This window comes from Woeseia oceani (assembly GCF_001677435.1).
Taxonomy (GTDB): Bacteria; Pseudomonadota; Gammaproteobacteria; order Steroidobacterales; family Woeseiaceae; genus Woeseia; species Woeseia oceani.
Map to the genome: position 1 here is coordinate 2,612,725 of NZ_CP016268.1, position 16,460 is coordinate 2,629,184.

The following is a 16,460-nucleotide window of genomic DNA, read 5'->3' on the forward strand; positions in this document are numbered from 1 at the left end:
TGTGGTCATCGCTAACGCATTCCGACCTACCCGGTGCCAGTCCGGCGAGCGTCAACGTTGCCTGACAAGCGCTTGCGTCAATGTCACAAATTCTGTCTACAAGTGACTCTCCGTGGCTGCGAGGGAGCGCCGCAAATGCAGCTTCATGTCCTCATTCGCCTTGCGGAAATCGACCGCTTCCGGATCAATGACCCATAGGTAAGTCATCCCCGATATATATGCGATGTATTGCGCGGCGACACTCCGGGGATCCGTGCCCTGGCGAATGCTGCCGTCGGCGATGCCGGCGCGGATCCAGTCCGCAACGTCGTTTTGCTGGCGTTGGTGTATCGATCGCGATGTCTCGCGATATTCCGACGTCGGGCTGGCCGCACCGCAGTACAGAATGTGCAGCACCCGGGCTTCGCGCGGCCAATCCGACAAAAACCGAAAAAACGCATCCAACGCGGCACACATGGCATCGACACCGGACAAATCGCCAGCGCCGTCGCGCAAATAGGTCAGCCAGCGGCGCGATATGGCTTTGCAAACCGCGTCATACAGCCCGGCCTTCGAGCCGAAACGGTAGGTGGCGAGCCCGCGACTGTAGCCGGCCTTTTTGCCGATGGCCGCGAGAGTGGTCTTTTCGGTGCCGTGTTCGAGAATCAGGTCGATAGCCGCGTCGAGCATGGCGCTGTCCGACTGGGCGCTGCGTTGCGCTTGCGTACGGCTGCTACCAGCCGTTGCCTCAGCCACCGACTGTTTCGCTCGAAAAATTATTAACTATCAATGGCTTGGTCAATTCTCAAAATACTTGCTGACAACAAGCAAGTGAGTATACCGGCGCCATTGACGAGGAACAAGCGGCATTGGCGCGCGCGCCCCGGCTGCTGCGTTGCGACGCTCAATGAGGTAAGGGGCTTTCAGGCCCGCTGGTAAAACGGCCAGGCGCTCAGAGTGAGCTGCAGAGGTGTCCGCCGTCCACGGTAATGGTGCTACCGGTCATGTAACTGCCTGCTTCGGAGGCGAGCAAGAGCAGCGGTCCATCGAGTTCGGACAACACCCCACTGCGACGCAAGGGCACTTGCTGCAACATCGTCTGCCCTGCTGGTGAGCTCAGGAAGCCAGTGTTGATCTCGGTCTCGAAATAGCCCGGCGCAATAGCGTTAACGCGAATACCGAAACGCGCCCATTCGAGCGCCATCGTCTTGGTCAGATTCACAACGCCGCTCTTTGCCGCGACATAAGAACCCAGCGTCTTGCTGACGCGAAAGCCGAGTATAGAGGCGATGTTGATAATGCTGCCGCCGCGGCCGCGTTCCAGCATGCGTCGTGCCGTCGCCTGAGCTACCAGAAACACACCCTTCAGGTTCGTATCAACCACCGCATCCCAGTCGGCCTCGCTCAGTTCGGCAAGAAAACCCGTACGACTGATGCCAGCGTTATTGACGAGAATGTCGATGCTCTGCCCGGCGTCGTCGAGCTCAGTAAAACATTGTTGAACCGATGCGCCGTCAGTGACATCCAGCGAAACGCACAACGCTTCGCCACCCGCCTTGGCCACCAGGCTGCGCGTTTCCTCGAGCTTCTCCGCTCGTCGAGCAGCCAGCACAACGGTCGCACCGGCCGTTGCCAGGGTCATGGCGAACTGCCGGCCCAAACCACTGCCCGCACCGGTAATCAGCGCGGTCTTGCCGTCGAGCCGGAACCGGTCGCGCTCGCTCATCCTGTCGCTGCCGCGTGGCCGCGCTGTTGTGGCTTGTACGTGCCCGTCGCTGTGGCACAAAGCGTACGGTTGTCAGGGTCCAGCAATTTGGCTTGCGCGAAAAACAGGGTATTGGTCCGCCGTATGAGCTCGCCTTCCGCAATGACCGTTTGGCCACGGTGCGGGGCCATGAAATTGCAATTGAGATTGACCGTTACCGAAACATACTCGCCGGAGCCGCCGAAACTGCCACATACGGCACCCGCAATATCGAGTAGCGAGGCAATTACCCCGCCGTGCAGGTATTTGACGGAATTGCGGTGATCATCGCGAACCGGCATCTCCAGGCGAACAAAGCCGTCCTTCCAGTTCAGCAAGCGAAAGCCGAGAAACTGCAGGTACGTTCCTTCGTACAGTGTGGGGTTGTCGAGAAAACTCTTCGGCGTCTGTTCGTTCATTGTGCGATCGCTCCGGTTCTGCGCAATACCGCCAGGAAAATATCCGGTTCCGGGCGGACTCGGTAATTGTCAGTTTGATCCGAGTAGATGATAGTACCGCGTGCATTGGCTACGACCACTGTCGGCATCACGGTATCCGCATCATAGCCTCGGCCATAACCCACGGGAACGCCGTTCTGCACCGCAATATCCAGCTCTCGGGCGATGCCATTGTCCTGGTCCACCCAGTAGTGGAACGGTGCCGGGTTTTGCTCCGCCAGCGCGCGGCTATGGCGCTCCGCTTGCGGACTGATAAGTACCACATTGGCGCCGAGCCGCTCAAACTCGGATTGAAATGCACTCAACTCCGCTACCTGCGCGACACAGAATGAACTCCAGTTGCCGCTAAAGAACACCAGTACCGAGGGCTTGCCTTGCAAATCGCCGCTGTTCACCGGTTTGCCATCAATGTCTATTGCCGCAAAGTCGGGCAAGCGGCTACCAACGTCCAGCTTGCCACTGGCGATACGCCCGTACCGCGAGTACCAGAATACATACAGCAGCAATAACACCAGCGCGCATGTGGCCACTACCAGTGGCAACCAGCCAGCAACGCCTTCGAACAGCCACTCCCATGCCGCCAGCAATACACCGCAACAGGCCACAAACCATGCCAATGGCGCATTTTCAGCCGCTCGTGCCGGACGGGCCAATTTCAAATGCGCGTGCACCAGCGGCAGCGGCAGCGATGCTATCGCCGCACCCCACCAGGCGAGGCGGTCCGCTTCACCACGCAATGCCATGAACAGAGAAACGAGAAACAACAAAACGGAAACGATGATCGCTGGTAACAGGTACAGCGATTTGAATTTAGCTCTGACCACGTAAACACTTCCTCCCGAGATTTCGCCGAGCCGGCGACTGCCGCCTGGTGCCGGAATCGAAGTGTTACATATTGCGGCGATACTCGCCGCCCACTTCGTAGAGCGCCGCAGAAATCTGGCCCAGAGAATTGGACTTGACCGTCTGCATCAGCTCCTCGAACACATTGCCACGCGCGCGCGCCACGCGCTGCAACTGGAGCCGCGCCGTTTCGCTTGATTCGCGGTGGGTTTCCTGGAATGCGCGAACGTGGGCGATCTGATCGCGTTTCTCCTCATCTGATGAGCGAATGAGTTCCTGTTTGTGGACTTCGTCTTCCTGCCCTTTCTTTGGCAGGAAAGTATTGACGCCTATCAACGGATAGCTGCCGTCATGTTTCTTGCTTTCATAATAGAGGCTCTCGTCCTGTATTTTGCCGCGCTGATACATCGTATCCATCGCGCCCAATACGCCACCACGCTCGGAGATACGTTCGAATTCTTTGTAGACCGCTTCTTCCACCAGTTCGGTAAGCTCGTCAATAATGAATGAACCCTGCCACGGGTTTTCGCAGAAATTGAGGCCCAACTCGCGCGATATGATCAATTGAATGGCTACCGCACGGCGAACCGAATGCTCCGTGGGGGTTGTGATAGCTTCGTCAAACGCGTTGGTATGCAAGCTGTTGCAGTTGTCGAACAACGCGTAGAGGGCCTGCAAGGTAGTCCGTATATCGTTGAAACTGATTTCCTGTGCGTGCAGGCTGCGACCGGATGTCTGCACGTGGTATTTAAGCATCTGTGACCGGGCACTCGCACCGTAGCGTTCGCGCATGGCTCTGGCCCAGATACGTCGTGCAACGCGGCCTATCACCGTGTACTCCGGGTCCATACCGTTGGAGAAAAAGAAACTCAGGTTCGGCGCGAACTCATCGATATCCATGCCACGAGCAAGATAGTACTCAACGATGGTAAAGCCATTTGACAGGGTAAATGCCAGCTGGCTGATCGGGTTCGCGCCTGCCTCTGCAATGTGATAGCCACTGATCGATACGCTGTAGTAATTACGCACGTTGTGATCGATAAAATACTGCTGCACATCGCCCATCATTTTCATCGCGAATTCGGTCGAAAATATGCAGGTATTCTGTGCCTGATCTTCTTTGAGAATATCCGCCTGCACCGTGCCGCGTACCTGCGTCAGGGTCTGCTCGCAAATCTTCGCGTAAACCTCGGGTGATACCAGCTGGTCACCGGAAATTCCCAGCAGGGCCAAGCCAAGCCCGTCATTGCCGGCCGGCAATTCGCCAACGTACTCTGGTCGCTGCCGTCCTTCGAACCAGTGCCTGATTTTCTTCTCTGCGGCCGGCCATTCACCGTTTTCTTTCAGGTAGATCTCCACCTGCTGGTCAATTGCCGTGTTCATGAAGAACGCCAGGATCATCGGTGCCGGACCGTTGATTGTCATGGATACCGACGTTGTCGGTGCACACAGGTTGAAACCTGAGTACAACTTCTTCATGTCGTCAACCGTGGCAATCGACACCCCGGAATTTCCAACCTTGCCAAAAATATCAGGGCGTTCATGAGGGTCTTCGCCGTACAGAGTGACGGAATCGAACGCCGTCGAAAGGCGCGCTGCCTCCTGCCCTTGCGACAAATAGTGAAAGCGGCGATTGGTGCGTTCCGGCGTACCTTCACCGGCAAACATACGCGTCGGGTCTTCTCCCAGGCGCCGATACGGGTATACACCGCCGGTGTAAGGGTAAGCGCCAGGCAGGTTTTCGCGCATCAGGAATGACAGTGTCTCGCCCCAGTCGCGGTAATCCGGAGGAGCAATTTTCGGAATCTTCTGATGGCTCAGGCTTTCGCTGTAATTCTGCCCGCGAATTTCACGGCCGCGGACTTCGTAGCTGTATTCATCCGCACGCACGGCATCGCGACGCGCCGGCCACTCGCGCAATAAGGTTACCGCTTCCCTGGACAGGTCGCTTAGCAACGACTGATATCGCTGCCGTAATGTCAGCAAAGAGCGATCTCCGCCGCTGATCAGCGCATCATCCGGGTATGCAGCCAGTGGCTCCGGCAACTGCTCATCGTCCAGCAACTTCAGCGCTTCGTACAGGTGCTGCAGCTCGCTCGCCGCCGTAGCCTGCGATTCGATTGACGCATTGATAGCCCGACCCTGTTCAGCGATCTCCGCAAGGTAGCGAATGCGTGCGCCTGGTATGACCGCCATCGCCCGCGGTTCCTTTACGCTGACATCAATAGTTGGTGACCACTTGTCACTGTCCAGTGACAATTTATTCTTTAGTCGCCGGCAGAGTTCGACAAACATCCAGCTGACACCCGGGTCACTAAACTGGCTGGCGATCGTTGGGTACACCGGAATTTCTTCATCACTGACCTGAAACTGGACATGGTTGCGTTTCCATTGCTTGCGAATATCACGCAACGCATCTTCCGCACCGCGCTTGTCGTACTTGTTAAGCACGATCAGATCGGCGAAATCCAGCATGTCGATTTTTTCCAGCTGGCTTGCGGCGCCGTAGTCACTCGTCATGACATAAACCGAAAAATCAACATGATCGACGATTTCGCTATCGCTCTGACCGATGCCTGCCGTTTCGACCAGGATAAGGTCATAGCCAAGAGACTTCAGAAACAGGATGTGATCGGCCAGCATCTTGCTGGTCGCCAAGTGCTGGCGGCGGGTGGCTATCGATCGCATGTACACTCGGTCCGAGCGCAATGAATTCATTCGGATGCGATCACCCAGCAATGCGCCACCGGTACGACGGCGCGTCGGATCGACCGCCAATACCGCTATTCGCATGTCCGGGAAAGACGCCAGAAAGCGATTGAGAATCTCGTCGGTAACGCTGCTCTTGCCCGCACCACCGGTACCTGTAATGCCGATGACCGGCACCTGGCCCGTTCGCATGCGCCATTCACGACGCAATGCTTCCAGGCCGGAGTCGTCGTACGCGTCTTCTTCGATCGCTGACATCATGCAAGCGACGTCAGCTATTTTGTCCGGGCTGATGGTCGCTGGTGGACGGGTTTCCCGTCGCGCCTCGACAGTCCGTTGAATCAGATCGTCGATCATGTCGCCGAGACCCATCGACATGCCGTCATGCGGGTGGTAAATACGATCGACACCGTAGTCCATCAACGCATCGATCTCGTCCGGCGTGATGGTTCCACCGCCTCCACCAAATACCCTGATATGCGACGCGCCGAGTTCACCCAGCCGGTCGACCATGTAACGGAAAAATTCATTATGCCCACCCTGGTACGAACTGATCGCAATGCCGTCGGCATCCTCCTGAATGGCGGCGCGCACGATGTCATCCACACTGCGGTTGTGACCCAGATGTATGACCTCGGCGCCTTTCGCCTGAATCAAACGGCGCATGATGTTGATCGCCGCATCATGCCCGTCAAACAGCGAGGCCGCCGTTACAAATCGCAGTGGTGCATTACTTAGCTTGCCGGTAGCTCGCGGCAAATCGGTGGCAGCAGTACTCATGGGCGAGAACCTCGTTTTGGCAGCAGAACCACCTGCGGTATCAATAATTGTTATTAAAATTCAGTCAGTTCTGGCATTGCATAAATTCTAATGACGATTAAAATAATGCAGCTTACCGCAGAACTCAAGTCTCAACCGTGAACCACACCAGGCCCTACGGCGGAACGTCCTGGCCAGCAGCCACAGGAAACGCAGCATGTCGCAACCGGCAGAAGAAACCCGCTACGAAGCGCAACTGGACCGTATCCTCAAGGCCGCGGCACGCTGCTTTAATGAAAAAGGCTATAGCGGCACGTCCTTGAAGAACGTTGCCCACCACCTGGGGCTGACGGATGCCGCGCTCTATTACTACGTGCGCAACAAGGAAGAACTGGTATTTCAGTGCTACCGGCGTGCTGCCGACCTCGGTGCCGATGCGCTGGCGCGCGCCGTTCAGGACGGCGCAAATGGCTACGAGCAGGCACGACTGTACGTGCGCTATCACGTTGAAACCATGGTTGGCGACCTTGGCCCGGTCGCCATTATGAGCGAGATCCCATCCCTGGAAACGGCGCATCGGGACGAAATTCTGGGTATTTCGCGACGCCACAGTCTTGCGTTTGAACAGATTATCAGTCGCGGCATTGCCGACGGCAGCATCGCCGATTGCGACGTGCGCATGACCGGCAACGCAATCATGGGCGCGATCAACTGGATACCGAAATGGTTTCATGGCAACAGCACAATGGCCAACGAAATCATTGCGGCGTTCCCCGAAATCCTTAGCCGCGGCCTGCGACCAAGCGACAAACTATCGCGCACTCCGTCGTCGCAATAACTAATTCAAGTAGCGGGCGAGGTAAGCCTGTATATCGTCCTCGTTCGCGACTACATCTGCATCGCGTGGCAAACGCTCCAGATACTTTGCGCGCTGGCGCAAACGATCAATTGTCAGTGCCCGATAGTCGATCTGTGCACCACCCAAAAAGCCGGCGGTCGCATGATCCTGCGCAGGTTCGGTATCAAAGCGCCGTAACGCGTTGACATCGCGCCGTATGAGCTCCACCAGCAACTGTCGGTCACCAATGCGGCGGCGCAAGTCCACAAAGATTTTGTCAGCCGCCGCACGCTGTTCGTCAGTGAACGTTGCGGCCAACGTATCCCGTGCCTCTATGTACGGCGTCTCATTGCGTTCGGCGGCCAGCCGGTACCATGCGAGTGCCTGTACCGGGTCCGGCGTCGTCCCCTGCCCGCTCAGGTGCATGTACCCAACCATGTACTGAGCGTACTTGTCACCGAGAGGCGCCAGAAATTCCGCGTAGTTGCGCAGCGCCAGCCGGTAATTGCGTTGGTTGTAGAGTGTCTCAACCCGCTCCTGTATCCGTGCCGTTCGCAAATCAGGCACGGACCCCGGGAAATGACGGTACTCCTGCGCAGCGGACGGCAAAGTAAGCATCACGGTACTGGCTACCAGCAGTATCGCGAGGCCTTTGCCAAATGTCTGAGCGGCAATTAGCCGGCTTCTCAAAGCTGTCACCATGGTCTCCTGACGGACCGCTTCAGCTACGCACCTGCGGTGCGCGGCGGGTCAATCGATATTCACCTCGATTTTGACAGCTGGCCCGAACGCCGGTTCCCGCTTCTCCATATTTGATCTAACGGCTTCAAGCTGATTTGCCTGCCCGACAAGTTTTGTCTGCACCAATGCTTCACGTCGCAACGCCCGTTCAGGCGCTTCATCAAACACGTGGTTCAGCAGGTATTTGCCAGCCCGTACGGCATCCGGTGAATTCCGGGCTATCGTGGCTGCCAGTTCTTTCGCTGCTTGCAACGGTTCGTCTTGCAATCGACTGAGCAAACCGATCTGCAACGCTTCGTCGGCGTCAACGACGCGCCCCGTATAAACGAGTTCTCGCAAATGATCGAGACGCACTGTTGCCCGTGTGGTAGTACTGATGCCCATATCAGGAATGATGCCCCAGCGTATTTCCATTACCGAACAACGCGTGGATGGCGCCGCGATCCGGAAGTCCGCGCCCATCGCAAGCTGCAGACCGCCACCGTATACAACTCCTTGCAAGGCAGCGATAACCGGCACCGGTAGTTCCCGCCAGATCACGGCCGCACGCTGGAAAAAATTCGCGGGCGAATCGTCCATCGGCATCATCCGTGAACCCCCAGCCTCATTGGCCATCCCGGCCATGAATACGGATGTGTCGATCCCGGCGCAAAAGTGCTCACCCGCACCGCACAGCACAACGGCGCGTACGGACTGATCGGCCGACAATGCCTGGCCAGCATCAATGAGCGCCTCAAACGTTTCCATGTTCAGTGCGTTAAGCTTGTCCGGCCGCGACAATGTTACGATCGCAACCCCCTGATCGCTCTCTACCTCTACTACCTTTGACATCTTATGGCTCCGTGGATATCGCCAATGCAGTCTAGCAGCGCCAGCCGCCACAGGTCATGGAAGCCCGCATGAACAACAACATGCACGCGCATACACTCCGCACTTTGCCGGGCTGGCGCCTCGCTCGAACCCTGATGGTTTGTGCTTGCCTGCTCGCTGTTTGGCCGCGCTCCGCAAACACGGCTCCGGCAATGTACAGCATCGACAATGCAAACAGTTGGGTACGGGTACTCGTGTATAGCGGTGGCCTGTTATCAAGGCTGGGCCACAACCACGTTATCAGCCACAGAAACATTCGTGGCTGCTTACGCATGGAAACCCCCATTTACAGATCGCAGCTCCTGGCAGAGCTGGCTGTGAACGAATTTACGATCGATGAGCACGCCGAACGCATAGCCGCTGGCGGCGAGTTCCCGGACACCGTGCCAGACAAAGACATCGCAGCAACACGAGAGAACATGCTCGGTCCCGCACTACTGGATGCAAAGCAGCATCCGCAAGTTCGGCTGACTGCCGCGGCGGTAAGCGGGACGTTCCCGCACGTGCAGATGGCCGCGACCCTGCACATTCAAGACAGGCAGGTGCCGATTACCGTACCGCTGACGCTGCAGCTGGAAGCAAACAGCGTTATCGCGTCGGGCAGTCTGGCGCTTGATCATGAACAACTCGGACTACGACGATTTTCGGCAGCACTCGGAGCATTGCGGGTTCGCAATCTCATGGAAATGCAATTTCACATTGCGAGTCAGCGACTCGGGACTGCGCAAGAAATCTCAGACTGCCAGCGTGCACTTGCCGTTGTCGACAACGACAACGCCGCGGTCTTTGACCCGGCAACGAAATGACACGATATTTCGGTCCTGCCACATCTCGGTCGTGATCTCGTCACCGGGATAAACCGGCGCGGTAAAGCGCAAATCGAAACCACTGATCAAGGTGAAATCGAACTCGCAGATGGTCATCAGGATTGCCCGGCAGGCAATACCGGCAACGCATTGCTCCTGCACAGGACTGGCCTTGAAACCGAGTGCCCGAGCGGCCGCATCGTCCGCGTAGACAGCGCTGCGATCGCCGCCCAAACGGAAAATCAACGGCAGGTTTCGTCCACAATGCAACTCGCAGGACAGATCGGCATCCCTCTCTGGCAACTTGTGTGGCAACGGCCCGCCGACGTCAGGTCGATCCAAAGCATTGGCTACCAGCGTGTTGCTCAGCGTGAACAACACCGTGCCATCTTTGCTCATGCGGACCTCGGATTCCGTCATGATGCTAATGCCCTGTACCGGCCCGTGATCCAGCGCCGCCACTACTCGCCGATCCGCCAGTAGCGCGGCGCGGGCCGGTAACGGGCGGTACAGCTCCAGCTTCTGTTCCGCAACAAACAGGTGGCGGCCGTCCCAGCCATTGCTGCTTAGAAAATCCCGGTCGAGAAGATTGCCCGCCATTGTAGGAACGGTGGATTGCGCGCCTCCTTCATACACGTAGTCATGTTCACGATGGTCGGCACTGTCCTGACCGAAGCCAACACCCAGCGCATACAGAATCGCGTCGGTTTCGCGGTAGTGGCATTGTTCATCTCTGCGGCTCGCAGCCTGCAGAGCGTCAAAATCAAGACTCATGAATTGCTATCAACATCGTGGCGGCTCGATTCGCTGCCCTTGTTCAGCCGCGCGCCGGTGCGCGGTATTGTTTTTCGGCGAGCGTTCAGCAGGGCAAGATAACACCCGGTTTTGATCCGCGCGAGCCACCGGCGCAAAAACACGGCGCATCGGCGGTCGAAGCTGTTTGATCAGTGAGACTGGGGACTCGCGCTTCCAAATGTGGTCTGAATCACCTGCTTTTGCTGGCGTAAGCCCAACCGAGCTCAGCCAATGGCAGAACAGCGCGCGCCGCCGCAGAGGCGTGATCGCTTGATGCAGTGCCATCACGAACCCGTCCCGCAATACCTTGCAGTATGGCGGCGAGGCGAAACAGGTTGTAGGCCGCGTAGAACGCCCGGTCGACAATGCCGCCCTGTCGGCCTGTTCGCTCGCAATAACGCTTTACGTATTCGTCCTCGGCGGGGATGCCCAGCGCCGCGAGGTCACGATTGCACAACCCGGCCGAGCCAATCCCGATTTCCGGCATCTGCCAGGCCAACAGGTGATACGTGAAATCACCGAGCGGGTGACCAATAGTGGATAACTCCCAATCCAGCACGGCGATGACCCGTGGTTCGGTCGGGTGCAGTATCAGGTTGTCCAGACGAAAGTCACCGTGCACGATGCTGCTCGCGTCATCGGCAGGAATATGCTCCGGCAGCCATGCCGTCAGCTTGTCCATAGGCTCGATCTTTTGAGTTTCTGAGGCGGCATACTGCTTCGACCAACGCGAAATTTGTCGCGAAAAATAGTTACCCGGACGGCCGAAGTCTTCCAGGCCCAATGCACGGTAATCAATGCTGTGCAAACGCGCGAGGGTTTGGTTCATGTCATCGTAAATTGCCGCGCGCTCATCTCGCGACATCCCCGGCAAATCAAGCTCCCACAGAATGCGCCCGGCCACGAAATCCATGACGAAGAACGGCGTGCCGACTACCGCCGGGTCTTCGCACAAGACCCAAGGCCTGGGCACCGGAAACCCGATCTCATGCAGCGCAGCGATTATCCGGTACTCGCGCTCCACGGCGTGTGCTGACTTCAGCAACTTGCCTGGCGGCTTGCGGCGCAGCACGTATTGTCCGGAAGCCGCATCGAGCAAATACGTTGGATTCGATTGACCGCCTTTGAACTGGCGTATGCTGAGTGGCCCGCGAAAGCCGGCCATATTGGCCGACAGATAGGCTGACAAGCGTTGCTCGTCCATGCGGTGTTCGTTGCGAACATCGCGAGTACCCGAGAATTGTTCTTGTCGATTACTCATCTGGCCACACGCTCAAGTCCGCGGTTCCACAAAGAAATCAGGGAACAACTCCGCATCAGGGTCAACGGCATAGCCACTGAGATCGCCAACGCCCGCACTTTCCAGCACTTCATCGTCGACAAAAAAGTTACCCGTGCATTCGCGGCTGGGTCGGGTCAGAACATGGTACGCCGCATCGCCCATGATCGCGGGCAGCCGCGAACGGCGCATGACTGCATCGCCGCCGGCCATGTATTGCACCGCCGCGGTCGCTATCGCCGTTCTTGGCCACAGTGCGTTGACAGCAATACCTTGCGAACGAAACTCGCCGGCCATGCCCAGTACGCACATGCTCATCCCGAACTTGGCAATCGAGTAGGCCACGTGAGGAGCAAACCACTTCTCGACCATATTTAATGGCGGTGACAAATTGAGTATGTGCGGGTTGGTCGCTTTTAGCAGGTGCGGTAAACAGGTCCTTGAAACAAGGTACGTGCCGCGCGTATTGACCTGATGCAACAGATCAAATCGCCGCATGGAAGTTTGCTCCGTCCCCGTCAATGCGATGGCGCTCGCATTGTTGACGCAAATGTCTATGCCACCGAATTGAGCCACACCGGCATCGACAGCGGCCAGAACCTGCTGCTCATCGCGAATATCGCAGACCACGGGCAACGCGTTGCCACCAGCGGCAACGATTTCGTCGCAGGCGGTGTAAATCGTACCGGGCAAATGCGGATGAGGTTTCGCTGTTTTCGCCGCGACAACGATGTTCGCGCCATCGCGTGCCGCACGCAAGGCGATGGCAAGACCAATTCCTCGGCTCGCACCACTTATGAAGAGTGTCTTGCCGCCGAGGTTTGTCATCGTACCTGCACCGCCACCGTGGAACAGGCATGATACCTGATCAGCGCTCTTGCCAGTGACCGCTGAGACCGGCACATCTACATACGGAATATTCCGTACGGCAATTCGTGATCCCGTGGCCGATTCATCGCCGCAGCGATCGCCTGCCCGAGAACGCCGCGCGTATCAACAGGGTCAATCACACCGTCATCCCACAAGCGGGCACTGGCATAATAAGGGTGCCCCTGGGTTTCGTATTGCTCGCGAATTTGTTGCTCGAATTCCTGTTGCGCTTCCTCCGGCCACTCCTCATTGCGTGCCGCCAGACCGTCACGCCGCACTGTCGACAGCACCACCGACGCCTGCTCACCGCCCATGACCGAAATCCTGGCGTTAGGCCACATCCACATCATTCGTGGTCCGTAAGCCCGGCCGCACATGGCGTAGTTGCCAGCGCCAAACGACCCGCCGATGATGACCGTCAGTTTTGGTACTGACGCCGTCGCAACAGCATTGACCATCTTCGCGCCATCTTTCGCAATTCCGCCATGCTCCGCTTTGCGCCCGACCATGAACCCGGTGATGTTCTGCAAGAATATCAATGGAATCCCGCGCCGATTGCACAACTGGATGAAATGCGCGCCCTTCTGCGCCGACTCCGAGAACAAGATACCGTTGTTCGCAACGATACCAACCGGATAGCCGTACAAGTGGGCGAAGCCGCAGACCAGTGTCGGTCCATACAAGGCCTTGAATTCCTGAAATTCGGATCCGTCCACCACGCGAGCAATGACTTCGCGCACGTCATAGGGGTAACGGAAGTCACGCGATACAACGCCGTACAATTCGTCAGACGGGTACTCCGGCTCACGCGCTTCCTGCATCCGAACCGCAGTGTTTTTCTGCCAATTGAGATTGCCGATAATTTCCCGAACTATCTCGAGCGCATTGCCATCGTCTTTGGCAAGGTAGTCTGTGACCCCCGAGATTCGGGAATGAACATCGCCGCCGCCAAGAGTTTCGGCATCGACCACTTCCCCGGTCGCCGCTTTTACCAGCGGCGGTCCACCCAGAAATATCGTGCCCTGATTCCTGACGATGACAGCTTCGTCACACATTGCCGGCACATAGGCACCGCCAGCCGTACATGACCCCAACACGGCAGCGATCTGCGGTATGCCCATCGCAGACATGCGTGCCTGATTGTAGAAAATACGGCCGAAGTGGTCGCGATCCGGAAAAACCTCATCCTGTTTCGGCAAAAATGCGCCGCCTGAATCCACCAGGTACACACAAGGCAAACCGTTCTGCTCCGCGATTTCCTGCGCACGCAAGTGTTTGCGCACTGTCAACGGATAATAGGTTCCGCCCTTCACGGTCGCATCGTTGGCAACGATCATGCACTCGATGTCATTAACCTGGCCGATACCCGCAATGATCCCGGCGGACGGTACTTCATTGTCGTACATGCCGTAGGCCGCGAGTTGCGCAACTTCCAGGAACAGCGACCCCCGGTCAATGAGGGTCCGAATGCGATCCCGCGGCAGCAGTTTGCCTCTGTCAAGGTGCTTCTGGCGAGCACGTTCACTGCCACCTTCAGCAATACTCGCGAGATCATCGCGCAACGTTTGCGCCAGCTCACGATTGGCATCATCGTTCTGTTTGAACGCATCTGAATCAGGTTTGATCTTGCTGATAATTTTTGGCATTGCAGTCTGTCAATCACTCATCAGGAAAAGGCATCGTACAGTTCACGACCGATCAGCATCCGGCGAATTTCGCTGGTGCCGGCACCAATCTCGTACAGTTTCGCGTCACGCCACAAGCGCCCCGCAGGATACTCGTTGATGTAGCCGTTCCCGCCCAGCGCCTGAATGGTCTCACCGGCCATCCAGGTTGCTTTCTCCGCTGCGATCAGAATACAGGCAGCAGCGTCAAAACGCGTCGTTTGTCCCCGATCGCAAGCTTTTGCCACGGCGTAAACATACGCCCTGCTAGCGTTCATGGCGGTGTACATGTCGGCGATCTTCCCCTGCATCAACTGAAACGTGCCAACTGGCTCGCCAAACTGTTTGCGATCGTGAATGTAGGGCATGACGAGGTCAAAACACGCCCGCATGATACCAAGAGGCCCGGCCGCCAGGACCAGTCGCTCGTAGTCCAGTCCGGACATCAGAATCGCGGCACCGCGACCTGTCTCGCCGAGCATTCTTGAGACGGGAACCTTGCAGTCCTGCAATACGACCTCGGAGGTATCACTACCGCGCATGCCCAGTTTGTCGAGCTTTTGTGCGCTGGAAAATCCTGGCGTACCTTTCTCAACCAGGAAGGCGCTCAGCTTGGCTGACCCTTCGCCGTCGTCGCTGCGTGCGTAGATAATAGTGACATCCGCTTCCGGGGCATTGGTAATCCACATCTTGTTGCCGTTCAGCACGAATGTATCGTCTTCACGAACAGCCCGAGTACGCATACCCATGACGTCGGAACCCGCACCGGCCTCGCTCATTGCAAGCGCGCCGACAAACTCACCGCTTATCAACTTCGGCAAGAATTCCTGTTTCTGTTCTTCGGTGCCCCATCGACGGAGTTGGTTCACGCACAGATTGGAGTGTGCACCGTACGACAAGCCAACGGATGCCGACGCCCGGCTGATCTCTTCCATCGCGACGACATGAGCGAGATAGCCTAGCCCACTACCGCCGTACTCCTCTTCAACCGTAATACCGAGCAAGCCCAACTCACCCAGTTGCGGCCAAAGATCGCGTGGAAATTGATTCTCCGCGTCGATCGCTTCAGCTCGGGGAGCAATATGGTCGGTCGCAAAACCCCGCACCGTATCGCGAAGCAGATCAATGTCCTCGCCAAGGCCAAAATCAAAATCAAACATTCCACACACCTGTTGGTCGATTGCTGGCCGCAGTTGCAGCAAGACGGACGATGGTGCGGTGGCGACGCCCTTATCTGAATACCATTTAGGAGGTAGCGTTGCTGTTATGTGACAACGGTCTCAGCCTTTGCCGTCTCCGGCGCTGAGTTTATCGATGAGTTGCGCGAACAATTCGTACTGGGAACTGATACCCAGCTTGGCGAAAAGATTGCGCTTGTGAACCATCACAGTTCCCGGTGCGATATCCAGCTCGCGGGCAATCGATTTGGACGAGTGACCACGTAACAGAAACTGACTGATCTGACGTTCACGATCCGTCAGGACGCCCGTACCAAACTGGTCGAAACAACGGGTAAGGCGGCGATGAAATTGACTGTCGTCGTCCTGCACATCGGTAGTCGACCGCAATGCCCAAATGCGTTTCATGGCCGCCTGCACTGTTGGTGCAATCAGTTTCAGGCGTCTTAACTCAGCCTGAGTGAACATTCGGTCACGCCGCCCAATGACCAGAACCAGCGTGGTGCGCGGGCTGATCTCGAGCAAGAAGTCCATCTCATCCAGCAAGTGCGTCCGTTCGCAATACTGCCGGTAATATTCACTCGCGCGGAAGCGGTCCGGCAACTCGTCACGGAAGCGGCACAATTCGGGTTTGGTCGCGCGTATTGCCAGCTGGTACAGAGGATCAAGCAGGTACGGACCGTCCAGGTAGCGTTTCAGGTAGTGTTTTTCGCCCGCCGGTTCCAAGGAATGATGCAGAACTTCCGGCCGTGCGTCGTTGTGGAAAGCCAGCAGACAAGTGCCTTCGTGATTGACAATCACACTGACTGCATCGATCAATGATGCCGCCATGGACACGTCGGTATCTGCCGCGATCAATTGACCGATTGCTGCGTGCCAGCCGTTCGATTCGAAAAGACTACGGCTCACCGCACCAAGCTCGTATTG

Annotated in this window: 15 protein-coding genes; 2 read left to right on the forward strand and 13 right to left on the reverse strand. The window is 57.2% G+C overall.

The window, feature by feature from the left end:
- Positions 1-96 precede the first annotated feature (96 nt).
- The 5 genes from BA177_RS11765 to BA177_RS11785 form a co-directional block, all read right to left on the reverse strand.
- Positions 97-735: a TetR/AcrR family transcriptional regulator gene (locus BA177_RS11765; protein WP_068616440.1), complete on the reverse strand. Its 639-nt coding sequence runs from the start codon at positions 733-735 to the stop codon at positions 97-99.
- 196 nt (positions 736-931) lie between these two features.
- Positions 932-1,705: an SDR family NAD(P)-dependent oxidoreductase gene (locus BA177_RS11770; RefSeq protein ID WP_068616442.1), complete on the reverse strand. Its 774-nt coding sequence runs from the start codon at positions 1,703-1,705 to the stop codon at positions 932-934.
- Positions 1,702-2,142: a PaaI family thioesterase gene (locus tag BA177_RS11775; protein ID WP_068616444.1), complete on the reverse strand. Its 441-nt coding sequence runs from the start codon at positions 2,140-2,142 to the stop codon at positions 1,702-1,704. The genes BA177_RS11770 and BA177_RS11775 overlap by 4 nt, the downstream gene beginning before the upstream one ends.
- A complete protein-coding gene (locus tag BA177_RS11780) occupies positions 2,139-3,005 on the reverse strand; it encodes a peroxiredoxin family protein (protein ID WP_068616446.1) in 867 nt (288 codons plus the stop codon). The genes BA177_RS11775 and BA177_RS11780 overlap by 4 nt, the downstream gene beginning before the upstream one ends.
- Before the next feature lie 64 nt (positions 3,006-3,069).
- Complete coding sequence (locus BA177_RS11785; protein WP_068616448.1) at positions 3,070-6,513, reverse strand: methylmalonyl-CoA mutase family protein; 3,444 nt, start codon at positions 6,511-6,513, stop codon at positions 3,070-3,072.
- 196 nt (positions 6,514-6,709) lie between these two features.
- Here BA177_RS11785 and BA177_RS11790 point away from each other — a divergent pair, with 196 nt between their 5' ends.
- Entirely contained in the window at positions 6,710-7,330 is a 621-nt protein-coding gene (locus tag BA177_RS11790) for a TetR/AcrR family transcriptional regulator (RefSeq protein WP_068616450.1), read from the forward strand.
- Here the strand turns inward: BA177_RS11790 and BA177_RS11795 are convergent, their stop codons facing one another.
- Together BA177_RS11795 and BA177_RS11800 are read right to left on the reverse strand one after the other, a co-directional pair.
- The gene (locus BA177_RS11795; protein ID WP_197493005.1) at positions 7,331-8,020 is read right to left on the reverse strand and encodes an SEL1-like repeat protein; all 690 of its coding nucleotides are present in this window, start codon (positions 8,018-8,020) and stop codon (positions 7,331-7,333) included.
- A 60-nt stretch (positions 8,021-8,080) separates the two neighbouring features.
- Positions 8,081-8,902 (reverse strand): crotonase/enoyl-CoA hydratase family protein, encoded by an 822-nt coding sequence (locus BA177_RS11800; protein WP_068616454.1) that lies wholly within the window; start codon positions 8,900-8,902, stop codon positions 8,081-8,083.
- A 68-nt stretch (positions 8,903-8,970) separates the two neighbouring features.
- Here BA177_RS11800 and BA177_RS11805 point away from each other — a divergent pair, with 68 nt between their 5' ends.
- Positions 8,971-9,747, forward strand: coding sequence for a YceI family protein (locus BA177_RS11805; RefSeq protein ID WP_197493006.1), 777 nt, complete (start codon positions 8,971-8,973; stop codon positions 9,745-9,747).
- Here the strand turns inward: BA177_RS11805 and BA177_RS11810 are convergent.
- From BA177_RS11810 to BA177_RS11835, 6 genes are all read right to left on the reverse strand, one after another.
- The gene (locus BA177_RS11810; RefSeq protein WP_068616457.1) at positions 9,676-10,521 is read right to left on the reverse strand and encodes a MaoC/PaaZ C-terminal domain-containing protein; all 846 of its coding nucleotides are present in this window, start codon (positions 10,519-10,521) and stop codon (positions 9,676-9,678) included. The genes BA177_RS11805 and BA177_RS11810 overlap by 72 nt on opposite strands.
- Positions 10,522-10,732: 211 nt before the next feature.
- Complete coding sequence (locus tag BA177_RS11815) at positions 10,733-11,803, reverse strand: phosphotransferase family protein (protein ID WP_068616460.1); 1,071 nt, start codon at positions 11,801-11,803, stop codon at positions 10,733-10,735.
- 12 nt (positions 11,804-11,815) lie between these two features.
- Entirely contained in the window at positions 11,816-12,649 is an 834-nt protein-coding gene (locus BA177_RS11820; RefSeq protein ID WP_068619281.1) for an SDR family oxidoreductase, read from the reverse strand.
- A 77-nt stretch (positions 12,650-12,726) separates the two neighbouring features.
- Positions 12,727-14,337 carry a carboxyl transferase domain-containing protein gene (locus BA177_RS11825; RefSeq protein WP_068616461.1) on the reverse strand — a complete coding sequence of 537 codons (1,611 nt, stop codon included), beginning with the start codon at positions 14,335-14,337 and terminating at the stop codon, positions 12,727-12,729.
- A 20-nt stretch (positions 14,338-14,357) separates the two neighbouring features.
- Positions 14,358-15,515 carry an isovaleryl-CoA dehydrogenase gene (locus BA177_RS11830; protein ID WP_068616463.1) on the reverse strand — a complete coding sequence of 386 codons (1,158 nt, stop codon included), beginning with the start codon at positions 15,513-15,515 and terminating at the stop codon, positions 14,358-14,360.
- 120 nt (positions 15,516-15,635) lie between these two features.
- Complete coding sequence (locus tag BA177_RS11835) at positions 15,636-16,442, reverse strand: helix-turn-helix transcriptional regulator (RefSeq protein WP_068616465.1); 807 nt, start codon at positions 16,440-16,442, stop codon at positions 15,636-15,638.
- Positions 16,443-16,460 lie beyond the last annotated feature (18 nt).